Below are 20,050 nucleotides of genomic sequence, written 5' to 3' on the forward strand. Positions count from 1 at the left end.
GAACTCTCTTCCCGTCAAAGCTGTTGGCCAGCTCATGTCACCGCTCCAAGGGGAGGGCACTTCATGACAGCCATCGGCCGGCGAAGAAGACGTGTATGGGTGGTGCTCGCCACTTCGGCGGCGCTGGGCCTGACGATCACTCAGGCCCAGGCGTCGTCGGGGCGCATCAGCCCGTTCGGCGTACGCGAACTCCATCAACAGGCCCTTCTGCATCAGCAGCAGAAGGGCCTGTCGGCTTTCGCCCAGGCGGGGGACGACGATGACGGGGGTGAGGCGCAGGAGGAGGCCGAGCAGGCCGACCAGTACGCGGAGGCGCGCACCTCGCCGGGCATCGTGGCGCCGGGCGCGTACGGGGCGGCGTACGACGCGCTGAAGGGTCTGCCGCACACGCACGGCAGCTGGGACGACGTCACACGGCTGCCGTACGACTCCGACGACCCGCGGTACCGCGACATCAACTCCAACTCCAGCGGCGGCGCGGGCCGGGTGACCGGCCGGGTCACCGGGCTGGCGGCCGACAACCACGGCTATGTGTACGCCGGTTCGGCCAACGGCGGTGTGTTCCGCTCCCGCACCGGCGGTGGCCACTGGACGAACATCTCCGACGGGCTGCCCGCCCTGTCCACCGGCGACCTGCAACTCGACGGCCACGGCCGCCTCTGGTACGCCACCGGTGAGGCCAACACCAGCGCGACCTCCTTCCTCGGCACCGGCGTGTACGTCCTCGACGACCCCCGGCACGGGAAGTTCGACAAGCGCGACCGGGTCGGCGGCGACGAACTGGAGTCCACCTCCATCAACGCCCTGCGGTTCGCCGGGGACAAGGTCTGGGCGGCCACCACCGCGGGCGTCTGGAGCCATTCCGCCAAGACCCCCAAGGGTCACTGGAAGCTGGAGTTCGCGCCCAACCCGGACTATCTGCCGGGCGGTTCGAAGGCGAGCGACCCCAGCGCGCCGTACAAGAACATCACCAGCGACATCGCGGTCGACCCGAAGGACCCGAGCAAGGTCGTGCTGGCCGTCGGCTGGCGCGGCGGGGACACCTACAACGGCTTCTACGCCAAGTCCGGCGGGAGCTGGCAGCGGCTCACCGGCCTCGGTGACCTGCCGAGCAACGCCGAGGACGTCGGCAACGTCACCTTCGCGCGCAGTGCGGACGGCTCGCGGTACTACGCCATCGACCAGTCGCCGGAGATGACCAGCACCAACCCCGACAGCGGGCTGGAGGGCATCTTCGTCTCCAAGTCCGGCTCACCGACCGGGCCGTGGACGCGCATCGCCACCTACCAGCAGCTGCGCGACTCGGGTTCGGCGCTCACCGGCGCCGGCTACCAGCCCGGCATCCAGGCCTGGTACGACCAGTTCCTCACCGTCGACCCGAAGAACCCGGACCACGTCTACGCCGGTCTGGAGGAGGTCTTCGAGACCAAGGACGGCGGCAAGAACTGGAGCGTGCCCGGCCCGTACTGGAACTTCGGTTTCCCGTGCTGGTCCATAGACCCGGCCAAGCAGACCGGTGACTGCAACCAGACCGTCCACGCCGACCAGCACTCCGTGGCGATCGGCAGCAACGGCGGAGCCCCTTACGTCGTCGTCGGCGACGACGGCGGCACCTTCCGCCGGCCGCTGAACGGCAGCGCCGACGCCTCCGGCCACGCCACCGACTGGAAGCCCCTGAACGACGGCACGATGGACGTCCTGCAGTACTACTCGGTCGGTGTCGGCGTCGACCCGTCCCGCAAGGGCCTCGCCGTCACCGGCGGCCTTCAGGACAACGGGCAGTCCCAACTGCGTCCCGGCGACCGGGTGATGGGCTCCAACTTCGGCGGCGACGGCGGCGACACGATCACCGATCCGGCCAACGGCTGCAACATCGCCCAGGAGTACGTCTACCTGGCGGTCTCCGTCACCAACAACTGCGCCGTGAACGACGGAAGCTGGGTCACCGACCCGTCGAAGGCGACCACGTACTCCGTCGCCCCGCCCGACAACGCCACCGGCGAGGCGCGCTTCATCGCCCCGCTGAACGCCGACATCAAGGACCCGAAGACCTGGGTCGCGGGCGGCCGCCACGTGTGGATCAACACCAAGGGCTACGCGATCCGCAGCGGCACCGAGTGGTTCGGCGCGTACGACCTCGGCGAGGGCCACACGGCCACCGCCGTCGCCTCCTCCGGCGGCCGCGTGTACGCCGCCTGGTGCGGCCCCTGCAACAACCAGGGCTTCACCCGCGGCATCGCGGTGGGCAACGCCGACGGCACGGGCTGGCACCAGCTGAGCCTCCCCGTCGACGGCACGGTCCCCAACCGCTACCTCTCCGGTCTGGCGATCGACCCGAAGAACTCCGACCACGTGCTGCTCGCCGTCAACGGCTTCTCCCGCAAGTGGACCGAGGGCCCGGGCGCGGGCGTCGGACACCTCTTCGAGACCCGGGACGGCGGAGTCACCTGGAAGGACGTCTCCGGGAACCTGCCGGACGTGCCCGCCAACTCGGTGGCCCTGCTCAGGGGCGGCACGATCGCGCTGGGCACGGACCTCGGGGTGCTGGTCCGCACGCCGGGCTCGAAGACCTGGCGGGTGGCCGGCGACAACCTGCCGACCACCGCGGTCATGCAGCTGCGCACCGGCCCGGACGGACGGCTGTACGCCGCCACGCACGGACGGGGCATCTGGGCGATCGACACCCGCAAACTGCGGTGAGCCGGTGAGCCGGTGAGCCGGTGAGTCGCTGAGCCGCTGCGGCGGTCAGTGGAAAAAGAGGGAGGGGCCCGCGGTCCGTGCGGCCCCTCCCCGTCCTGTGCCCCCTGTACGGCAGGCCCCCTACGCGACCGGCTCCGGCACCGGCACCTCGGCCGGTGCTCCCTGCCTGGGCGCCCGGGCCGTCACCATCAGCCCGGCGACCAGCCCCGCCAGCAGCATGATCCCGGCCGCGCACCAGATGGCCACCGTGTAGCCGTGCACCACGCCCTCCTTGGCGACCAGCGCCCGCTGGGCCGGGTTGTGCAGATGGGCGGCGATGTAGGTGGCGCTGCTGCTGGTGGCGATCGTGTTCAGCAGGGCCGTACCGATCGAACCGCCCACCTGCTGCGAGGTGTTGACGGTCGCCGAGGTCACGCCGGAGTCCTGCGGGGCGACGCCCGCGGTGGCGGTGGCGAAGACCGGCATGAAGGTCAGGCCCATGCCGAGACCCATCAGGATCAGGGCGGGCAGGATCTCGGTCGCGTACGACGAGTCGACGGTCATCCGAGTGAGCAGCAGCATGCCGCCCGCCGCGAGGATCATGCCGGGGACCATCAGCATCCGTGGCGGTACGCGGTTCATCAGGCGGGCGGAGATCTGCGTGGAGCCGGTGATGATGGCGGCGGTGAGCGGCAGGAAGCCCAGGCCCGTCTTGACGGGCGAGTAGCCGAGGACGACCTGCAGGTAGTACGTCATGAACAGGAACAGCCCGAACATGCCGATGGTCGCGAGCCCCATGGTCAGGAAGCAGCCGGCCCGGTTGCGGTCCTTGACGATGTGCAGCGGCAGCAGCGGCATGGGCGCCCGGGACTGCCACCACACGAAGACCGCCAGGAGTACGGCACCCACGGCGAACAGCGTCAGCACCAGCGGGTCGCCCCAGCCGCGGGGCTGGGCCTCGGAGAAGCCGTAGACGATCGCGACCAGTCCGCCGCAGCCCAGCAGCACGCCGGGTACGTCGAGGCGGGCGCCTGTGTGGCCGGGGCGGTCGTGCAGCAGGGCGAAGGCGCCGAAGACGGCGACTATCGCGATGGGGATGTTGACGTAGAGGCACCAGCGCCAGTTCAGGTACTCGGTCAGCAGGCCGCCGACGATGAAGCCGATCGCCGAACCGCTGCCGGCCAGGGCGCCGTAGATGCCGAAGGCCTTGCCGCGCTCCTTCGGATCGGTGAAGGTCGTGGTCAGCAGCGACAGGGCGGAGGGGGCCAGGACCGCGGCGAAGGCGCCCTGGAGCGCGCGGGCGCCGAAGAGCATGCCCGAGCCGGTGGCCGCGCCGCCGAGCGCGGAGGCCCCGGCGAAGCCGATGAGCCCGATGATGAAGGTCCGTTTGCGTCCGACGAGGTCCGCGATCCGGCCGCCGAGCAGCAGCAGACCGCCGAAGGCCAGCGTGTAGGCGGTGATCACCCACTGCCGGTTGGCGTCCGACATGCCCAGGTCGCGCTGCGCGGACGGGAGCGCGATGTTCACGATGGTCGCGTCCAGGACCACCATGAGCTGCGCGAGTGCGATGACCACCAGGCCCCACCAGCGGCGGGGATCGGCGGCCGCGGGACCACCGGCCTCCGCTGTTCGGGTGATGCCCATCTGGTCAGAAGACCATGTATCGGGGCGTATCGCATCTGGGAGCGGCTTCTGGCTGGTCATGGCTCCAGTACCACCTTTCCGATCGTCCGGCGTGTGTGCAGTGCGTGGTGCGCGGCCGCCGCCTCGGCCAGCGGGAAGCGCGTCACGGCCGGGGTGAGCCGGCCCGCGGCGGCCTCGGCGAGGGCGCGGAGTTCGAGGGTCTGCAGGGAGGCCTTCCGGAACATCACCGGGCCCAGGACCTGCTCGGAGACGCCGTCGACCAGGTAGGGGGAGCCGTCGCGGATGCCCTCGGCGGACCAGCCGAAGACGAGGTGCCTGCCGCCGGGTCCGAGGAGGCCGACGGCCTGACGGGCGACCTCGCCGCCGACGCCGTCGAGGACGAGGGTGGCGGGCCGGCCGCCCAGGTGGGCGCGGACCTTGTCCGGCCACTGTGGGTCCCGGTAGTCGACGGCGAGATCGGCGCCGTCGGCCTGGACACGCGCCGTCTTCTCCGCCCCGCCCGCGAGGCCCACGACGTGCGCCCCGGTGTGCTTCGCGTACTGCACGAGCAGGGTGCCGATGCCGCCGGCGGCGGCCGGGACCACGACGACGGCGTCCGGGCCGAACTCTGCGAACTGCACGATCCCCATCGCCGTACGACCCGTACCGATCATGGCGACGGCCTCGGCGAAGTCCAGGTTCCGCGGTATCTCGTGCACCCGGTCGACGTCGGTGACGGCCAGTTCCGCGTAGCCCCCGGGCGCGAAACCGAGGTGGGCGACCACCCGCCGGCCCAGCCACAGACCGGCGACGCCCTCACCGAGGGCCTCCACGACACCGGCGACCTCGCGGCCGGGGACCGTGGGAAGGGCGGGAAGCTCGGGCAGGGGGCCCCGGACGCCCTCGCGCAGGGCGGTGTCGAGGAGATGGACGCCCGCGGCCGCCACGGCGACACGGACCTGGCCGGGGCCCGGCACCGGGTCGTCGATCTCCTCGAGGGTCAGGTTCCCGGGCGGACCGAAGGCGTGCAGACGGACGGCGTGCATGACGGACTCCCTGTGTGCGGCTTCGTAGGCATCCGACTCTCCGACCTCGAGCTTGGTTGAGGTCAAGGGGTGAGCGCGCCGGCGGGGCGTTCTCGATGCATAGGACTCCTCCCGCGCCCGGAATGTGACATGCGGGGTGTCGTCGCAGGTCAGGGCGATGACCGGGGTGATTGTCAGTGGCGGGGTGCAGCATGGGGGCATGGTGAGGCGTGCGACGGGCAGGACGGGTGGGGACAGCGGCACCGGCGGCGGCTCCGGTGGTGGCTCCGGGGCTTCACGGCGTACGGCGGTGAAGGCGGCGCGGCGGCCCGAGCTGCGGCTGTACGATCTACGGCCCTTCGACGGCGGGGAGTTGGAGCCGGACGGGGACTACGATGGTCTGGAGTTCCGGGAGTCGGACCTCGTCGGCCAGGACGGCGGAGGCGCCCGGTTCCTGGACTGCGCGCTGACGGGGTGCGCGGTGGACGAGACACGGCTGCACCAGGCGCGCGTACTCGACTCCGTCCTGACGGGGCTGCGGGGTGTGGGCACGGACCTCGCGGAGTCGACGCTGCGGGATGTGGAGCTGGTCGACGCCCGCCTGGGCGGGGTGCAGATGCACGGCGCGGTGCTGGAGCGGGTGCTGGTCCGCGGCGGCAAGATCGACTACCTGAACCTGCGCGCCGCCCGGCTCAAGGACGTCGTCTTCGAGAGCTGTGTCCTCGTCGAGCCGGACTTCGGGGGCGCCCGGCTGGAACGGGTGGAGTTCGTCGACTGCGTTCTCAAGAGTGCCGACCTGACCGGGGTGGAGCTGAAGGACGTCGACCTGAGAGCGGCGGCCGAGCTGGACATCTCGGCCGGGGTGGAGCGATTGGCCGGGGCGGTGATCAGTCCGTCCCAACTGATGGATCTGGCGCCGGTGCTGGCGGCCCAGATGGGGATCCGGGTGGAGGGCTGAGGGAATGGGGAGTTTCTACGGCAACGTGCTCGTGGCGCGGGCGTGCGACGAGGTGGTGCCGCTGCTCGGCGGGCCGGACGAGACGGGGATACGGGGGTTCGCGCTGCCGGTCGGCCCCGGCCACACCGCCGTCTACCCCGACCCGGAGACCGACGCGCCGGACCTCGCGGGGCCGTTGAGCCGGGTGCTGGGGGCACCGGCGCTGGGGTCGTACGTCTTCGACTCGGACGTACTGATCATGCGGGTGTACGCCGACGGGGAGCTCAGGCACGCCTACGACTCGTGTCCCGGGTACTTCGACGAGCCGGCGGTCGACGAGGACGGGAACCCCCTGGGCGTGGGGGAGTTCGCGTTCCCCGAGCCGGTCGGCGCCGACCCCGAGGCCTTCGTCCCGCTGGCCTTCGGCCCGGTGGACCGGGAGGCGCTGGAGTCGGTGCTGCGGGGCACACCCCTGGACCCGGGCGACGGCCAGGACGGGCGGTACGTGTTCGCCAACACGCAGCACTACGACGCGATGCTCTGCCTCGGCCTGAACGCCTGCCGGCTGAGCACGGGCTACCACTACCTCTCCCTCGGCGGCCTGCCGCACGAGACGAAGGCGGAGGAACTGCTGGCGATCGGCTAGGGACCTCGGTGGGCCTCGCGGTCAGGAAACCCTGGGGAAGCGGGCCTGAAGGGTCCAGATCGCCGGGTTCTCGCCGAGGTCCTCGTGCAGGTCCACCAGGTCGGCGAGCAGGTCGTGCAGGAAGTCGCGGGCCTCGCGGCGCAGTTCGGCGTGGGAGAAGGTCAGCGGGGCTTCCTCGGCCGGCATCCAGTCGGCCTCGATGTCCACCCAGCCGAAGCGGCGCTCGAAGAGCATGCGGTCGGTGGACTCGGTGAAGTCCAGATCCGCGTGCTGGGGCCGGGAGGCACGCGAGCCCGCCGGATCCCGGTCCAGCCGTTCCACGATGTCGCACAGGGCCCAGGCGAAGTCGAGCACCGGCACCCATCCCCAGGCTGTGGACAGTTCCCGGTCCTGCTTGGTGTCGGCGAGATAGACGTCGCCGCAGAACAGGTCGTGGCGCAGGGCGTGGACGTCCACGCGCCGGTAGTCCGTCTGGGGCGGATCCGGGAAGCGGTTGGAGAGGGCGTAACCGATGTCGAGCACGTACGAGATGGTGTCACGCCCCGCATAGGATCTCTGACGTGTCCCGTTTCGCGCCCGTTGTCCCGGCCGCCACCCTCCTGCTGGCCCTCACCGCCTGCTCCGGCGGCGTCCACGGCACCCCGGGCGGCTCGGGCGTGCACGACCCGTACTTCCCCAAGGCGGGCAACGGCGGCTACGACGTCGATCACTACGACCTGAAACTCACCTACGCCCCGGGCCGGGCAAGCCGGCGCGATCACCTCACCGGCACCGCGACCCTCACCGCCCGCGCCACCAAGGACCTCTCCGCCTTCGACCTCGACCTCAAGGGCCTGGACGTCGAGGACGTCACCGTCGAAGGCAGACGCGCCCGCTTCCACCGCGCCGGCCAGGAACTCACCGTCCGCCCCCACGACGACATCGACGCCGCCGAGACCTTCCGCGTCACCGTCCGCTACTCCGGCACCCCCGAGACCATCACCGACCCCGACGGCTCCCAGGAGGGCTGGCTGCCCACCGCCGACGGCGCCCTCGCCCTCGGTGAGCCGACCGGCTCCATGGCGTGGTTCCCCGGGAACAACCACCCCTCCGACAAGGCGACGTACGACATCGCGATCACCGTGCCGAAGGGCCTGCAGGCCGTCTCCAACGGTGACCCGACCGGTGAGCGGACCAGCGGGAACCGTACGACCTACACCTGGCACACGGCCGAGCCGATGGCGAGCTACCTCGCCACGGTCGCCGTCGGCCACTACGACATCACTCGCTCCACCATCGGCAAGGACCGCCTGCCGGCGTACGTCGCGGTCGACCCGACCGAGGCGAAGTCCGCCCGCAAGGTGCTGGCGAAACTCCCCGAGATCATCGAGTGGGAGGAGTACAACTTCGGCCCGTACCCCTTCTCCTCCACCGGCGCGGTCGTCGACCGCCCGCAGGACGCCGGCTACGCCCTGGAGACCCAGAACCGCCCCGCCTTCCCCGGCGCCCCCGACACCGGCACCCTCGTCCACGAACTCGCCCACCAGTGGTACGGCGACTCCGTCACGCCGAAGACCTGGCGGGACATGTGGCTCAACGAGGGCTTCGCGACGTACGCGGAATGGCTGTGGGACGAGGACCACGGTGGCGACACCGCCCAGCAGACGTTCGACCACCTCTACGCACACGGCGAGGACGAGTACCCCGACCTCTGGTCCTTCCCGCCGGCGAAACCCAGCGGCGCCGCGCACATCTCCGACTCCCCGGTCTACGTGCGCGGCGCGATGGTCCTCCAGCAGATCCGCCGGGCCGTCGGCGACGACACCTTCTACGACATCATCCAGGGCTGGGCGGCGGCCCACCGCCACGGCAACGCGGACACCGACGAGTTCACGGCGTACGTCGAGAAGAAGGCCCCGGACAAGGACTTCGACGCGATCTGGAAGAACTGGCTGTACGGAGACGGCAGGCCGGATCACCCGTGACGGCGACCCGGCCCGCTCGACACCACGCCCCGCGTGGTCAGTTGACGTTGACGGCCTTCCAGGCGGCCGCCACCGCGTTGTACTCCGGGCTGCCCGCGCCGTACAGGTCGCTCGCCGCCTTCAGGGTGCCGGTGCGGGCGCCCGCGTAGTCGGTCGAGGACGTGAAGTACGTGCTCAGGGCCCGGTACCAGATCTGGTCGGCCTTGTCGCGGCCGATGCCGGTGACCGTCGAGCCGTCGTAGGTCGGGGAGTTGTACGAGACCCCGTTGATCGTCTTCGCGCCGCTGCCCTCGCTCAGCAGGTAGAAGAAGTGGTTCGCGACGCCGGAGGAGTAGTGCACGTCGAGGCGGCCGACGGTGCGCGACCAGTAGTCCGCCGAACCGCCGTCCTTGCTGGGCTTGTCCATGTAGCGCAGCGGGGTGCCGTTGCCGTTGATGTCGATCTTCTCGCCGATGAGGTAGTCACCGGGGTCGGAGGAGTTGTTGGCGAAGAACTCCACCGAGGTGCCGAAGATGTCGGAGGTGGCCTCGTTCAGGCCGCCCGACTCACGGCTGTACCTCAACCCGGCCGTGGCCGCGGTCAGCCCGTGGCTCATCTCGTGGCCTGCCACGTCGAGCGAGGTCAGCGGCTTGATGTTGCCCTGGCCGTCGCCGTACGTCATGCAGAAGCAGTTGTCGTCCCAGAAGGCGTTGACGTACGCGTTGCCGTAGTGGACGCGGGAGTACGCGGCCCGGCCGTCGCCCGCGATGCCGTTGCGGTTGAAGGCGGACTTGTAGAAGTCCCAGGTGACGGCGGCGCCGTAGGCCGCGTCGACGGCGGCGGTCTGGCGGTTGGCCGCGGTGCCGTCGCCCCACTTGTCGTCGGCGTCGTGGAAGAGGGTGCCGGTGCCGGACGTGCCGCCGTTCAGGTCGTACGTCTTGTGCCCGCCGCGGCCGCCGTCGACGAGGTCGTAGCCGCCGGAGGAGGCGGCGGTGGTGCCCAGGGTCACCGTGCCGCTGTACATGGCGGTGCCCGTGCCGGTGTCGACGGCCTGGTAGTCGAAGATCTTCTTTCCGGTGGCGGCGTCCGTGATCACGTGCAGTTCGCTCGGGGTGCCGTCGTCCTGGAGGCCCTTGACGACCGACTCGTACGCGAGGACGGGCTTGGCACCGGCCGCCCAGACCACCTTGCGGGTGGTGGCGCGCGAGGAGCCGGTGCCCGCGAGAGCGGTCTTCCCGGCGGAGGCGGCGGACACGGAGGCGTCGGTCGACGCCACGGATATCCGGCCCTTGGCCGCCTTGGTGACGCCCTTGAGGGTGCCGTTCTTCGCCACGTGCGTGACCAGGTCGCCGCCGAGGACGGGCAGGCCGGCGTAGGTGCGCTGGTAGCGGGTGTGGACGGTGCCGTTCGCGTCCTTCACCACGTCCTGGACGACGAGCTTCTCCCGCGCGCCGAGCCCGAGCTCACGGGCGGTCGAACCGGCGGCCTCCTGCGCCGACCTGAGCGCGGCGGCTCGGGCCGAGGCGGTGAGGGGGACGGCGGTGGCGCCGCTGGTGTGCGAGGGGGCGGCGGTGGCGGCGCCGTTCTGCAGAGCGAGCACGACCATCGCGGCGGAGCCGATCAGGGCGGCGGTGCGGAGCGTACGGGAACGCTGTCTCACTCGGTCTCCTTCGAGCCGGCCTCATGGCTGAGGCACAGGTGCGGCACAGGTGGGGCACAGAGTTGCGGCGGGCGAGGAGAGGTTGCCATCTGAACGATCTGTTTGACAGATCGCCGTCAAGAATTTACGCGTTCGTATCCGAATGGCGTGGCACGGAGTTCGCTATGCGGACGGAGTGCGTGGTGTCAACTCCACTTAGGACAAGCGCAGTTGGCGGCGGGAACGTCACACCTGGGCGTCCCCGGGGAGGAGCGCGCGCTCACGCGGGCGGATTGTTCAGTTCCTTGCGCAACACCGCGCAGGGGCGGCCGAGGTCGCGGTCCGGGCGGTGGGCGATGGTCTCGTAGCCGAGGGTGGTCCAGAAGGCGAGGGCCTTGGGGTTGTTCTCCAGGACGGCGAGGCGGACCGCGGTGCGGCCGGCCCTGCGGAAGCCGTCCTCGATGAGTGCGGCGAACTGCCGTCCGTGACCCCTCCCCTGCAGGGTCGCGTCCACCATCAGCAGGCCGATCCACGGGTCCGGGTCGGCCGGGTCGGGGTGGTGGGCGAGGGTGATGGCGATACCGCACAGCCGGCCCTCGCTGCGGGCCAGCAGCACCTCGGCGTCCGGATGAGCCAGGTCGTCGGCCAGTGCGGCCGCGACCTGCTCCGGGCGGATGTCGTCCGGGTCCGGGAACTCCCCGCTGAGGGCGTGGAACTCGTGGTTGGAGGCGTACAGGGCCGTGAGTTCGGTGAGGAGCTCGCCGGGGAGGGCGCCGTCTGTGGGCACGAGCCGTTCGAGGATCATGCGGCGGACGCTACCCGGGCAGGCGGACACAGAGCGCCCGCTTTACGCGCGCTCAGGCGCCGGCCTTGTCCAACGCGCTCTGCAGCGACTGCTTGTAGCCCCCGCTGGTGTACGTCGCTCCGGACACCGTGTCGATGTTCGCGCTCTGCGCCTGCAGCGTCTCCTGGTTGAGCTTGGGGACGGCCGTCGCGTTGATGTCCCTGCTCCGGCCTGCCCCGTCGGGGTACTGGACTGCGCTCGCCCCGGTGATCCTGCTTCCGGTGAGGGTGATCCGAACCTGGACGGGGCCGTACTGCGTCTGGGCCGTCGCCCCGGTGACGGTGCGAGTCGTGGGCGCGGCCGGGGTGGTCTTCGGGGCGGAGGGAGCGCTGCTGGTTCTGGTGGGGGCGGCCGACGCCGAGTGCGACGGCTTCGCGGAGGACGACGGGGTGTGCTTCTTCTCGGGCGTCTTCGACGGCGACGGGGACGCCGACGCGGCGTGCGCGGACGCCGAGGCCTGTGGCGTCAGCGTGGGCGCGGGGGTGTCGGCCTGCGCGAGTCCCGGGTCGGTGGTCGGCTTCAGCGCGAGCAGCAGCACGATGCTGGAAACGGCGCCGGCGCCGGCCAGCAGGGCGTGGCGGAACGGATGCTTCTTCCTCACGGCAGCTCCAGCGCATCAGCGGTAGGACGTGTCACAGGTCGCGCCTCAGAACTCGAAGGACTCGTGGTGGATACGGCGGTGCGGCACACCTGCCTCGCGCAGTGCGGTGTACGACTCCTCGGCCAGCCCCGGCGGCCCGCACAGATACACGTCGTGGCGGGCGATGTCCGGCAGAATCCGGCGCAGCATCTTCGCGGTGATCGCCGGCCGCCGTCCGTCCGGGCTGTTGACCGCGTAGAGCAGCTGGGCGCCGCGTTCGTCCGCGATGGCCTCCAGTTCGTCGCGCAGCGCCAGTTCCTCGGCCGTGCGGGCCCGGTAGAGCAGCGTCAGGTCCCCGGCCGCGCCGGGCAGCGTCTCGAACAGGGCGCGCAGCGGGGTGATGCCCGCGCCGCCCGCGAGCAGCAGTACCTTGCCGCGGCTGCGGCGGGCCGCCGTCATCGCCCCGTACGGGCCCTCGGCCCACACCCGTGTGCCGGGCCTGAGGCCGGCCAGCGCCGAGCTGTGCCCGCCGACGGCCTTGACGGTGATCCGCAGCAGGTCGGGGCGGGGCGGTGCGGAGAGGGAGTAGGGATTGGCTGTCCAGCGCAGCCCCTTGGCGAGGAACCGCCAGCGGAAGAACTGCCCGGCCTCGGCGCCCAGCCGGTGCAGCCGCCGGCCGCGGATCAGCACCGAGACGATCTCCGGCGCCTCCCGCACCACCGCCTCGACCCGCATCCGGTGCCGGAGGTTGAGCCGCACCGGAGTGAGCACGCGGTACCACAGCACCAGGACGCCGACGGTGACGTACAGGGCGTACCAGGCCGTTCGGGCGGTCGCGTCGCCGACGAACTGGTCGCCCGTCGTCAACTGGTGCCAGAAGGCGAGGTAGACCGCGGCATAGGTGAGCAGGTGCAGGTAGTACCAGGTCTCGTAGCGCATACGACGCCGTACGGCGCCGGCGGAGACGAAGCCGACGAGGAGCAGCAGCACGGTGCCCACCGTCGCCTCGACCATGTCCGGATAGCCGGTGACGACGGAGACCGTCTGCGTCACGATGCCGGTGTTCGCCTGGAGGGCGTACCCGTACAGGATCAGCACGACGTGGGCGAGGGTGAGCGCGAGGGCGTAACGGCCGCCGCGGGCGTGCCAGCGCACCACGCGGTCGGAGCCGACGCGGCGTTCCAGCGCGGGGACGCGTGCCATCTGGGCGATCACGAGGGCGATCGCGTATCCGGCGAGCAGTCCGGTGATGCGGCCCGCGTTCACCAGCCGGTCGGCCGTGGTCGCCGCGACGGTCGGGGTGCTCCGCCACCACAGCCACACCACGGCGGCGGCGCCTGCCCAGAAGAGCAGGAGCAGGGGTGCGGCGGGTGAGCGCCGGCGGCGGATCCGGCGCATGGTCTGCCGCCGTCCCGCTCGGCTGTGCTGGATGGTCGTCAAGGCCGTCTTTCCTTTGCTCGCCTTGGCTTCCCCCGTCCTTGCTCAGTGCCCGGCACCGTACACCGGCCAGATGGCCGAAAACAGTCGGTGAGGGTGGGGTGCGGCCGGTGTGCCATCTGCCGTGTGAGGCGCCCACCGGGCCCGCTTTTTCCGGCGTCCCCCCTGCTCCAGCGCAGCGGAGGAGCCGGGCGTCACCGTCTCCGTGCCTCGACGGCCGCCGCGCGCAGCCCCCGTCCGCCTGTGATCGACGTCACTCGCAGGGCCTCGCTGCCGTTGCCGCGGGACGGGCCCTAGGTGTGCCGGCCCGACCTGAGCGAAGATGCTCTCAGGAGCCACACCGCATACGGGGACGGAAGCAGATGACCACCCAGCCACCGCCGTACGGAAACCAGCCCGCGTACGGTCAACAGCCCCCGCCCCCGCCGCAGTACCCACCGGCCGCGGCCCCGATGGGCTTCGGCCCACCCCAACCTCCGCCCGAAGGGCCGGAGTTCATGGCGGTCGACGTCCACAACTCGATCGTGGTCGATGTCACGGGCGTCGCGTTCGAGGATCACGGCGCTGCCGTGGAGTTCTCCTGGCCGGAGATCCAGAGCGTCCACTACAAGGCGAGCCCCAACGGCAAGGGCCTCATGATGGCGGTGGTCCTGCCGAACGGGCAGTTCTACGAATGCGTGGTCCAGGCGAAGCCGAGGGCGCAGCTCGGGCAGTGGTTCGCGCAGCTGGCGGCGGTGCTGGGGTACTACCGCCCGATGGGCTGGTAGCGCGGCAGGTCGTCGGTCGAGATCGTCCAGTCGCCGACGGTGACGTCCTCGCGGTAGACGAAGTCCTTGCGGGTGGCGTAGCGGGGGCCGTCGGGGGTGGGGTGGATGTCGGTGAGGACGGCCCCGGTACCGGTGCGAGGGTCGAAGGAACCGTCCCCCTCCATGTCCACCTCGCTGATCACCATGACGTCGGGACGTCGCATGACACCCTCGGATTCGTCCTCGACGTCGGGTTCACCCGTATGGGTCACCAGCTTCTCCGGCATCACCTTCTCCAGGCGCTGTCGGACGCGCAGCACGGTGAGTTTGCTGGGCCAGGTGGTTGCCGATCACCGTGAAGCGGGTGGTGTGGCGGGTGTGGTCGTGGACGAGGCCACCGGTTTCGGAATGCCGCCGGATCGGGTGTTTGTTGGCCGCAACGCGGAACCGGGAGTGCGGGGGCGCGCTAGGGTTTTTGACGTCCGTCAGGAAGTTGTTGCCTTCCTCGGTGGTCAGGCCCTCGCATCGGGATGCCAGTCCCGGCGAGGGCCGTTGCATGTGTGCGGTTGTGTTGCGCTGAGAGTAGGGCAGCCAACCAGGGGAAAATCCAGCTGAGTTGGTGATGTTCACCCGGGCGGGTGAGGTGCTGGGGTTTGGTTTGGTGGGGGTTCTTTCACCAGTTTGTTTCTTGGGGAAAGGCGTCCCGTGCCACCGGAACCCGGACCCACCGGAACCCGCTCCGCCGTGTTCCGGTCGAGGCGGATCTCGGCCCACACCGTCTTGCGCGGCCACAGCCCCGGTGCGACCCCCCATTTGTCGGCCAGCGCGTCCACGAGTACGAGGCCGCGTCCCGACTCCGTCTCAGGCGAGGCGAGTTGTGTCCGCGGCATACGGTCACCCCGCGTGTCCGTGACCTCGATGCGCAGGGTGTCGGCGACCACGTAGAGCGTCAGGCGGAAGTCGCGGCCCGGGACGCGGCCGTGCGTCGCCGCGTTCGCCGCCAGTTCCGCCACGATGTGCTCCGCCGGGTCCAACGGCAGCTCCCAGGAGCGCAGTTGCTCCGTGGCCAGCAGCCTCGCCAGGCGTGCTCCGCGCGGGGTGGGGGAGAGCAGCACGCTGAAGTTGCGGATGGGGGTGGGGGATTCCTCGTTCACGTCACTCAGCGTGGCCGCCCGCGTCTACCGTGAGTAGTGACTACGCCGTTGCGTACGGTGACTGTCCGGAGCTTGTCCGGTGCTGTCCGGACTGTCGGGGCGGGCCGTACGGGCAGGGGCGTGCGGTAGGGCCAGTACGACGGAGGGGCACGCGGGATGTCGGTGGACGCGGAGGCGGGGCGGCTCAGGACCGAGGCGGACGAGCCGGGTTGGGAGGTCGATCCGGACGACGAGTGGGGCGTCGCGGTCATCGCCACGGTCGGGCGGCAGCTCAAGCTGCGGCGAGAGGCGGTGGGGATGCGCGCCGCCGAGTTCGGCAAGGCCGTGGGGTACGGCGAGGACCTCGTCTACAAGATCGAGGGCGGGAAGAGGATTCCCCGGCAGGAGTATCTGGACAGGGCGGACGAGGTGTTGGGGGCCGGGGGGCTCGTGTCGGCAACCTGGGAGGACGTGAAGAAGGTCCGCTACCCGAAGAAGGTGCGGGAGCTGGGCAAGTTGGAGGCTCAGGCGGTCGAGATCGGGGTCTACGAGTGCAACATCATCGCCGGGTTGCTCCAGACGCCGGAGCATGCCCGGGCGGTCATCGGGGCGGCGCAACCGCCGTACTCGCCGGATGACGTGGAACGCATGGTGGCCGCTCGTCTGGCCCGGCAGTCGGTCTTCGACCGGGACCCGGCCCCGTCGATCCACTTCGTGCTGGAAGAGGCGCCGCTGCGCCGCCAAGTCGGGGGCACAATGGTGTGGCGACGGCAGCTCGAACGTCTGCTGGAGGCGGGCCGGTTGAACAACGTCACGCTTCAGGTCATGCCGACCAACACCGACCCACATCCAGGCTTGGACGGCAGGATCGAGTTGTTGAAGTTCCCGGACGGGACAGCCGTGGCCCGCGCGGACGGTTGGTTCAACGGCCGGCCGACCAGTGATCCGAAACAGCTGCGTGTCATCGAACTGCAATATGGGATTATCCGGGCGCAGGCTCTCCCGCCGAGGGAGTCGCTTACCTTCGTTGAGCAACTGCTGGGAGAAACATGATCCGCAAGGCCCCCATCGGGGACGCCTCCGAACTGGCGTGGTTCAAGAGCAGCTACAGCGGCGGTACCAACGGCGAGTCCTGCGTCGAGGTCGCCAACACCCCCGCCGTGATCCACGTCCGCGACTCCAAGCACGACACCGCAGGCCCCCGCCTGGCCTTCGCCCCGGCGACCTGGGCGGTGTTCGTCTCCCAGGCGTGAGCCCCCGGCCGCGCACCGCGACCAGGGGCTCCGCTCAGTGCGGCGCCGCTCAGACGTTGACGCCGAAGTCCTGCGCGATGCCCACCAGGCCGGACGCGTAGCCCTGGCCCACGGCGCGGAACTTCCACTCCGCGCCGTTGCGGTACAGCTCGCCGAAGACCATCGCCGTCTCCGTTGCCGCGTCCTCGGAGAGGTCGTAGCGGGCGATCTCGGCGCCGCCGGCCTGGTTGACGATGCGGATGTAGGCGTTGCGGACCTGGCCGAAGTTCTGCGAGCGGTTCTCCGCGTCGTAGATCGAGACCGGGAAGACGATCTTGTCGATGTCGGCCGGGAGGGCCGCCAGGTTGACGTTGATCGCCTCGTCGTCGCCCGCGCCCTCGCCCGTGCGGTTGTCGCCGGTGTGGACGATGGTGTTGTCCGGGGTCTGCTTGTTGTTGAAGAAGACGAAGTGGGCGTCCGAGTAGACCTTGCCCTGCGTGTTGACCGCGATGGCCGAGGCGTCGAGGTCGAAGTCCGTGCCGGTGGTGGTGCGGACGTCCCAGCCGAGGCCCACGGTGACGGCGGTGAGGCCCGGAGCCTCCTTGGTGAGCGAGACGTTGCCACCCTTGGACAGGCTTACAGCCATGGTTGGGAGTCCTTTCCCTCGTTTATGTACGGCAGTGAACCTACAGCTACCGGTATGAACGCCAAGAGGGGTACCGAAGGTTCCAGCTCTCTTTACTTTCTTTACCGAACTTCGGGTGAACGACCGCCGACGTTAATCGCGTGACGTGTGCGGGTCAGGCGCGCGACGATGGGGGACATGTCCGGTCCCTACCTCATCCGCGGCTCCGTCTCGCTCCCCGAGGCCGAGCTCCTGTGGCGTTTCTCGCGCTCCTCGGGGCCCGGCGGCCAGCACGTCAACACCAGCGACTCCCAGGTGGAGCTGCGTTTCGACCTGGCCGGGACCGAGTCGCTGCCGGAGGTGTGGAAGGCGCGGGCGCTGGAGCGGCTCGCCGGGCGGCTCGTCGACGGTGTGATCGCCGTCCGCGCGTCCGAGCACCGCTCGCAGTGGCGCAACCGTGAGGCCGCGGCCGTACGCCTTGCCGCGCTGCTCGCCGAGGCCACCGCGCCGCCGCCCAAGCCGCGCCGCCCGACCCGTATCCCGCGGGGGATCAACGAGCGCCGGCTGCGGGAGAAGAAGCAGCGCTCCGACACGAAGCGGGGGCGTTCGGGCCGCGACTGGTCATAAGGCGACCGGGTCCGTCCCTGTCACATCGCCGCCGCGCCGTCCGTCATACGACCATGAACGATGACCGGTTTTCCTCGGACAACGAATCGCTCGCCCGGTGCTTCGAAGCGCACCGCCCGCATCTGCGTGCCGTCGCCTACCGCATGCTCGGCTCCGCCGCCGAGGCCGACGACGCGGTGCAGGAGGCGTGGTTCCGGCTGAGCCGGTCCGACACGGACGGGGTGGAGAACCTCGGGGGATGGCTGACGACCGTCGTAGGACGGGTGTGTCTCGACATGCTGCGCTCGCGCAGGTCGCGTGCGGAGGAGCCGCTGGAGCCGTTGGCGGGGCACGCGCGCGTGGCGGACGTCTCCGGCGGGGCCGACCCCGAGCAGCACGCGGTGCTCGCCGACTCGGTGGGCGTGGCGCTGCTCGTCGTACTGGAGACGCTGACGCCCGCCGAGCGGCTGGCGTTCGTGCTGCACGACCTGTTCGCGGTGCCGTTCGACGAGGTCGGGGAGGTCGTCGGGCGCAGCCCCGCGGCGGCAAGGCAGCTGGCGAGCCGGGCGCGGCGGCGGGTTCAGGGGGCCGACCGGGTGCGAGGCGGCGATCCCGGGCGGCGGCGGGCCGTCGTGGACGCCTTCCTCGCCGCCGCGCGCGAGGGCGACTTCGAGGCGCTGGTCGCGCTGCTGGACCCGGATGTCGTCGCCCGCAGCGATGCCGGCGTGAACACGGGAGCGGTGGCGGTGGCCAGGGGTGCGTCCAGCTTCCGGCACTTCGCGGCCGTGGCGCGGCCCGCACTGGTCGACGGTGCCACGGGGCTGGCCGTGTTCGTCGACGGGCGCCTGGACCGGACCCTGGCCTTCACGTTCGTGGGGGACAGGATCGCGGCGATCGACATCGTGACCGCCCCGGACCGCGTCGCCGAGCGCGAGGTGACCCTGGTCTAGAGGTCCAGTACGCCGACCGTCTGGTCGCCGCTCGTCTCTCCCGTGATCCGGAAGCCGAGGCCGAGGTAGAAGTTCTCGGGGCCGTCCGGGCCGGGGTGCCAGGTGACGTGGCACTGCTTCCCGCCGCGGCGGCGGATCTCGGCGGACACGGACTCGACGGCGAAGCGGCCGTAGCCGCGGCCCTGGTCGCCGGCCGCGATGTTCAGCCGCCACAGTCCGGAGCGGAACAGGGTGCCGTCCTCGCTCCAGTCGATGTCGAGGAAGGCCATCAGGAAGCCGACCGGGCGGTCGCCGTCGACGATCAGGCGGGGCCAGGCGACGCCCGGTGGATGCACGTACGCCTCCGCCAGCGAGTGCGCGACCGGCTCGACCGCGTGCTCCTGGTCCGGGCGGACGCGGATGGCGAGGGCGGCTTGGAGATTGCCGGGGGTGATCTCCACCAGGCGCGGGCCGGGCGGCTCGGGCGTCGTCATGCGCCGACCTTAAAAAGCATTCACGCGCGCGTGCCACGCAATTACGGGCCCTCACCCCAACTGCCGGTAACGCCCCCGGAAATACGCCAGCGGGCCGCCGGTCGCGCTCGGTACGTCCGCCGTCAGGACGCGGCCGATCACCAGGGTGTGGTCCCCGGCGATCACCCGCTGCTCGGTGCGGCACTCCAGAGTGGCCAGCGCGCCGCCCACCAGGGGGGCGTTCGTGACCTTTCCGCGGATGTAAGGGATGTCCTCGAACAGGAGGCGGTCGCTGATGCGCCCCTTCATCGCGAAGCGGCCGGCGATGTGGCGCTGGCTCTCCGAGAGGACCGAGACCGCCCACAGGGGCTGTTCGTCGAGGAGGTCGTCCATGCGGGAACCGTTGCGCAGGCTGACCAGGACCAGGGGCGGGTCGAGGGAGACCGAGAGGAACGCCGTGGCCGTCATGCCGACGTCCTCGCCGGCCGGTGCCGACGGGTCGTCGGGGTCCAGCGGCGGCTCCTGCGCGGTCACCAGGACCACGCCGGCGGCCAGCCGGGACATGGCGGCGCGGAACTCGTCGTTGCTCACCCCCTCAGCATGCCCGGAGGCGGGCCCGGCAGTGATCGGGGATGCGGCAAGGGGAGTCTTCAGCACACCGGGAACGCTAATCTCCGGCCCTCGCGGGCCGCATCGGGCGGGGGGTCCGACAACGGACCTAGGTCCTTCGGCGGACGGCGGGCGGGCCGATCACGTACGCTTCTGCGTCATCTCCACATACGCACAAAGTTTGCGTTCAGTAAACGCACAGGGAAAACGCAGAAACACCACTCAATTGTTCATCTTTCGCTGTGACTTGAGTCACAAGGGCCATGAATTGTTGACCCTGTGTACCGAGTGGGCAGCGCGCTGTGATTCAGTGGCTGGGAAGCTGCCAGAACGATACGCCGATG

Annotated in this window: 20 protein-coding genes and 2 pseudogenes; 9 read left to right on the forward strand and 13 right to left on the reverse strand. The window is 70.6% G+C overall.

Annotation, left to right across the window (positions count from 1 at the left end):
• The first annotated feature begins 63 nt into the window (after positions 1-63).
• On the forward strand, positions 64-2,700 hold the full coding sequence (locus ACQF4J_RS25160; protein ID WP_351799109.1) for a WD40/YVTN/BNR-like repeat-containing protein: 2,637 nt from the start codon (positions 64-66) through the stop codon (positions 2,698-2,700).
• A gap of 120 nt (positions 2,701-2,820) precedes the next feature.
• Here ACQF4J_RS25160 and ACQF4J_RS25165 read toward each other — a convergent pair whose 3' ends face one another.
• A complete protein-coding gene (locus tag ACQF4J_RS25165) occupies positions 2,821-4,323 on the reverse strand; it encodes an MFS transporter (RefSeq protein ID WP_427166838.1) in 1,503 nt (500 codons plus the stop codon).
• Positions 4,324-4,379: 56 nt separating this feature from the next.
• Positions 4,380-5,348 carry a zinc-binding dehydrogenase gene (locus ACQF4J_RS25170; RefSeq protein WP_427166839.1) on the reverse strand — a complete coding sequence of 323 codons (969 nt, stop codon included), beginning with the start codon at positions 5,346-5,348 and terminating at the stop codon, positions 4,380-4,382.
• 199 nt (positions 5,349-5,547) lie between these two features.
• Here ACQF4J_RS25170 and ACQF4J_RS25175 point away from each other — a divergent pair, with 199 nt between their 5' ends.
• A complete protein-coding gene (locus ACQF4J_RS25175; protein WP_427166840.1) occupies positions 5,548-6,285 on the forward strand; it encodes a pentapeptide repeat-containing protein in 738 nt (245 codons plus the stop codon).
• 4 nt (positions 6,286-6,289) lie between these two features.
• Entirely contained in the window at positions 6,290-6,910 is a 621-nt protein-coding gene (locus ACQF4J_RS25180; protein WP_351560642.1) for a hypothetical protein, read from the forward strand.
• 21 nt (positions 6,911-6,931) lie between these two features.
• On the opposite strand, the gene ACQF4J_RS25185 is transcribed toward ACQF4J_RS25180, so the two are convergent.
• The gene (locus tag ACQF4J_RS25185) at positions 6,932-7,432 is read right to left on the reverse strand and encodes a hypothetical protein (protein WP_351799101.1); all 501 of its coding nucleotides are present in this window, start codon (positions 7,430-7,432) and stop codon (positions 6,932-6,934) included.
• 38 nt (positions 7,433-7,470) lie between these two features.
• Here ACQF4J_RS25185 and ACQF4J_RS25190 point away from each other — a divergent pair, with 38 nt between their 5' ends.
• A complete protein-coding gene (locus ACQF4J_RS25190; RefSeq protein WP_427166841.1) occupies positions 7,471-8,874 on the forward strand; it encodes a M1 family metallopeptidase in 1,404 nt (467 codons plus the stop codon).
• A 37-nt stretch (positions 8,875-8,911) separates the two neighbouring features.
• Here ACQF4J_RS25190 and ACQF4J_RS25195 read toward each other — a convergent pair whose 3' ends face one another.
• From ACQF4J_RS25195 to ACQF4J_RS25210, 4 genes are all read right to left on the reverse strand, one after another.
• Positions 8,912-10,459, reverse strand: a complete 1,548-nt coding sequence (locus tag ACQF4J_RS25195) for a M4 family metallopeptidase (RefSeq protein WP_351799223.1) — start codon at positions 10,457-10,459, stop codon at positions 8,912-8,914.
• 313 nt (positions 10,460-10,772) lie between these two features.
• Positions 10,773-11,297 (reverse strand): GNAT family N-acetyltransferase, encoded by a 525-nt coding sequence (locus ACQF4J_RS25200; RefSeq protein WP_351799095.1) that lies wholly within the window; start codon positions 11,295-11,297, stop codon positions 10,773-10,775.
• 52 nt (positions 11,298-11,349) lie between these two features.
• A complete protein-coding gene (locus ACQF4J_RS25205; protein WP_351799093.1) occupies positions 11,350-11,937 on the reverse strand; it encodes an FMN-binding protein in 588 nt (195 codons plus the stop codon).
• Between the two features lie 45 nt (positions 11,938-11,982).
• Positions 11,983-13,314 (reverse strand): ferredoxin reductase family protein, encoded by a 1,332-nt coding sequence (locus ACQF4J_RS25210; RefSeq protein ID WP_427168612.1) that lies wholly within the window; start codon positions 13,312-13,314, stop codon positions 11,983-11,985.
• Between the two features lie 401 nt (positions 13,315-13,715).
• Between ACQF4J_RS25210 and ACQF4J_RS25215 the strand changes: the two genes are divergently transcribed.
• The gene (locus ACQF4J_RS25215; protein WP_351799090.1) at positions 13,716-14,120 is read left to right on the forward strand and encodes a hypothetical protein; all 405 of its coding nucleotides are present in this window, start codon (positions 13,716-13,718) and stop codon (positions 14,118-14,120) included.
• Here ACQF4J_RS25215 and ACQF4J_RS25220 read toward each other — a convergent pair.
• The 3 genes and pseudogenes from ACQF4J_RS25220 to ACQF4J_RS25230 all read right to left on the reverse strand — a co-directional run.
• Positions 14,099-14,434: pseudogene (locus ACQF4J_RS25220) on the reverse strand (Uma2 family endonuclease); the annotation flags it as partial. The gene ACQF4J_RS25215 and the pseudogene ACQF4J_RS25220 overlap by 22 nt on opposite strands.
• Positions 14,430-14,615 (reverse strand): annotated as a pseudogene (locus tag ACQF4J_RS25225) (helix-turn-helix domain-containing protein); the annotation flags it as partial. The pseudogenes ACQF4J_RS25225 and ACQF4J_RS25220, both read right to left, overlap by 5 nt.
• A 110-nt stretch (positions 14,616-14,725) precedes the next feature.
• Positions 14,726-15,253 (reverse strand): ATP-binding protein, encoded by a 528-nt coding sequence (locus ACQF4J_RS25230; RefSeq protein WP_351799088.1) that lies wholly within the window; start codon positions 15,251-15,253, stop codon positions 14,726-14,728.
• A gap of 156 nt (positions 15,254-15,409) precedes the next feature.
• Between ACQF4J_RS25230 and ACQF4J_RS25235 the strand changes: the two genes are divergently transcribed.
• Both ACQF4J_RS25235 and ACQF4J_RS25240 read left to right on the forward strand, forming a co-directional pair.
• Positions 15,410-16,285 (forward strand): helix-turn-helix domain-containing protein, encoded by an 876-nt coding sequence (locus ACQF4J_RS25235; protein ID WP_351560656.1) that lies wholly within the window; start codon positions 15,410-15,412, stop codon positions 16,283-16,285.
• Positions 16,282-16,485 carry a DUF397 domain-containing protein gene (locus tag ACQF4J_RS25240; RefSeq protein WP_351560658.1) on the forward strand — a complete coding sequence of 68 codons (204 nt, stop codon included), beginning with the start codon at positions 16,282-16,284 and terminating at the stop codon, positions 16,483-16,485. The genes ACQF4J_RS25235 and ACQF4J_RS25240 overlap by 4 nt, the downstream gene beginning before the upstream one ends.
• Positions 16,486-16,534: 49 nt before the next feature.
• Here the strand turns inward: ACQF4J_RS25240 and ACQF4J_RS25245 are convergent, their stop codons facing one another.
• Positions 16,535-17,110, reverse strand: coding sequence for a TerD family protein (locus ACQF4J_RS25245; protein WP_030829245.1), 576 nt, complete (start codon positions 17,108-17,110; stop codon positions 16,535-16,537).
• A 168-nt stretch (positions 17,111-17,278) separates the two neighbouring features.
• On the opposite strand from ACQF4J_RS25245, the gene arfB reads away from it, so the two are divergent.
• Both arfB and ACQF4J_RS25255 read left to right on the forward strand, forming a co-directional pair.
• A complete protein-coding gene (gene arfB / locus ACQF4J_RS25250) occupies positions 17,279-17,716 on the forward strand; it encodes an alternative ribosome rescue aminoacyl-tRNA hydrolase ArfB (RefSeq protein WP_351560660.1) in 438 nt (145 codons plus the stop codon).
• A gap of 53 nt (positions 17,717-17,769) precedes the next feature.
• A complete protein-coding gene (locus ACQF4J_RS25255) occupies positions 17,770-18,645 on the forward strand; it encodes a sigma-70 family RNA polymerase sigma factor (RefSeq protein ID WP_427166842.1) in 876 nt (291 codons plus the stop codon).
• Here the strand turns inward: ACQF4J_RS25255 and ACQF4J_RS25260 are convergent.
• Both ACQF4J_RS25260 and ACQF4J_RS25265 read right to left on the reverse strand, forming a co-directional pair.
• A complete protein-coding gene (locus ACQF4J_RS25260; protein WP_351799082.1) occupies positions 18,642-19,118 on the reverse strand; it encodes a GNAT family N-acetyltransferase in 477 nt (158 codons plus the stop codon). The genes ACQF4J_RS25255 and ACQF4J_RS25260 overlap by 4 nt on opposite strands.
• 51 nt (positions 19,119-19,169) lie before the next feature.
• A complete protein-coding gene (locus ACQF4J_RS25265; protein ID WP_351560665.1) occupies positions 19,170-19,754 on the reverse strand; it encodes a flavin reductase family protein in 585 nt (194 codons plus the stop codon).
• Positions 19,755-20,050 lie beyond the last annotated feature (296 nt).

The organism is Streptomyces sp. C1-1, from assembly GCF_050214755.1.
Classification (GTDB): Bacteria; Actinomycetota; Actinomycetes; order Streptomycetales; family Streptomycetaceae; genus Streptomyces.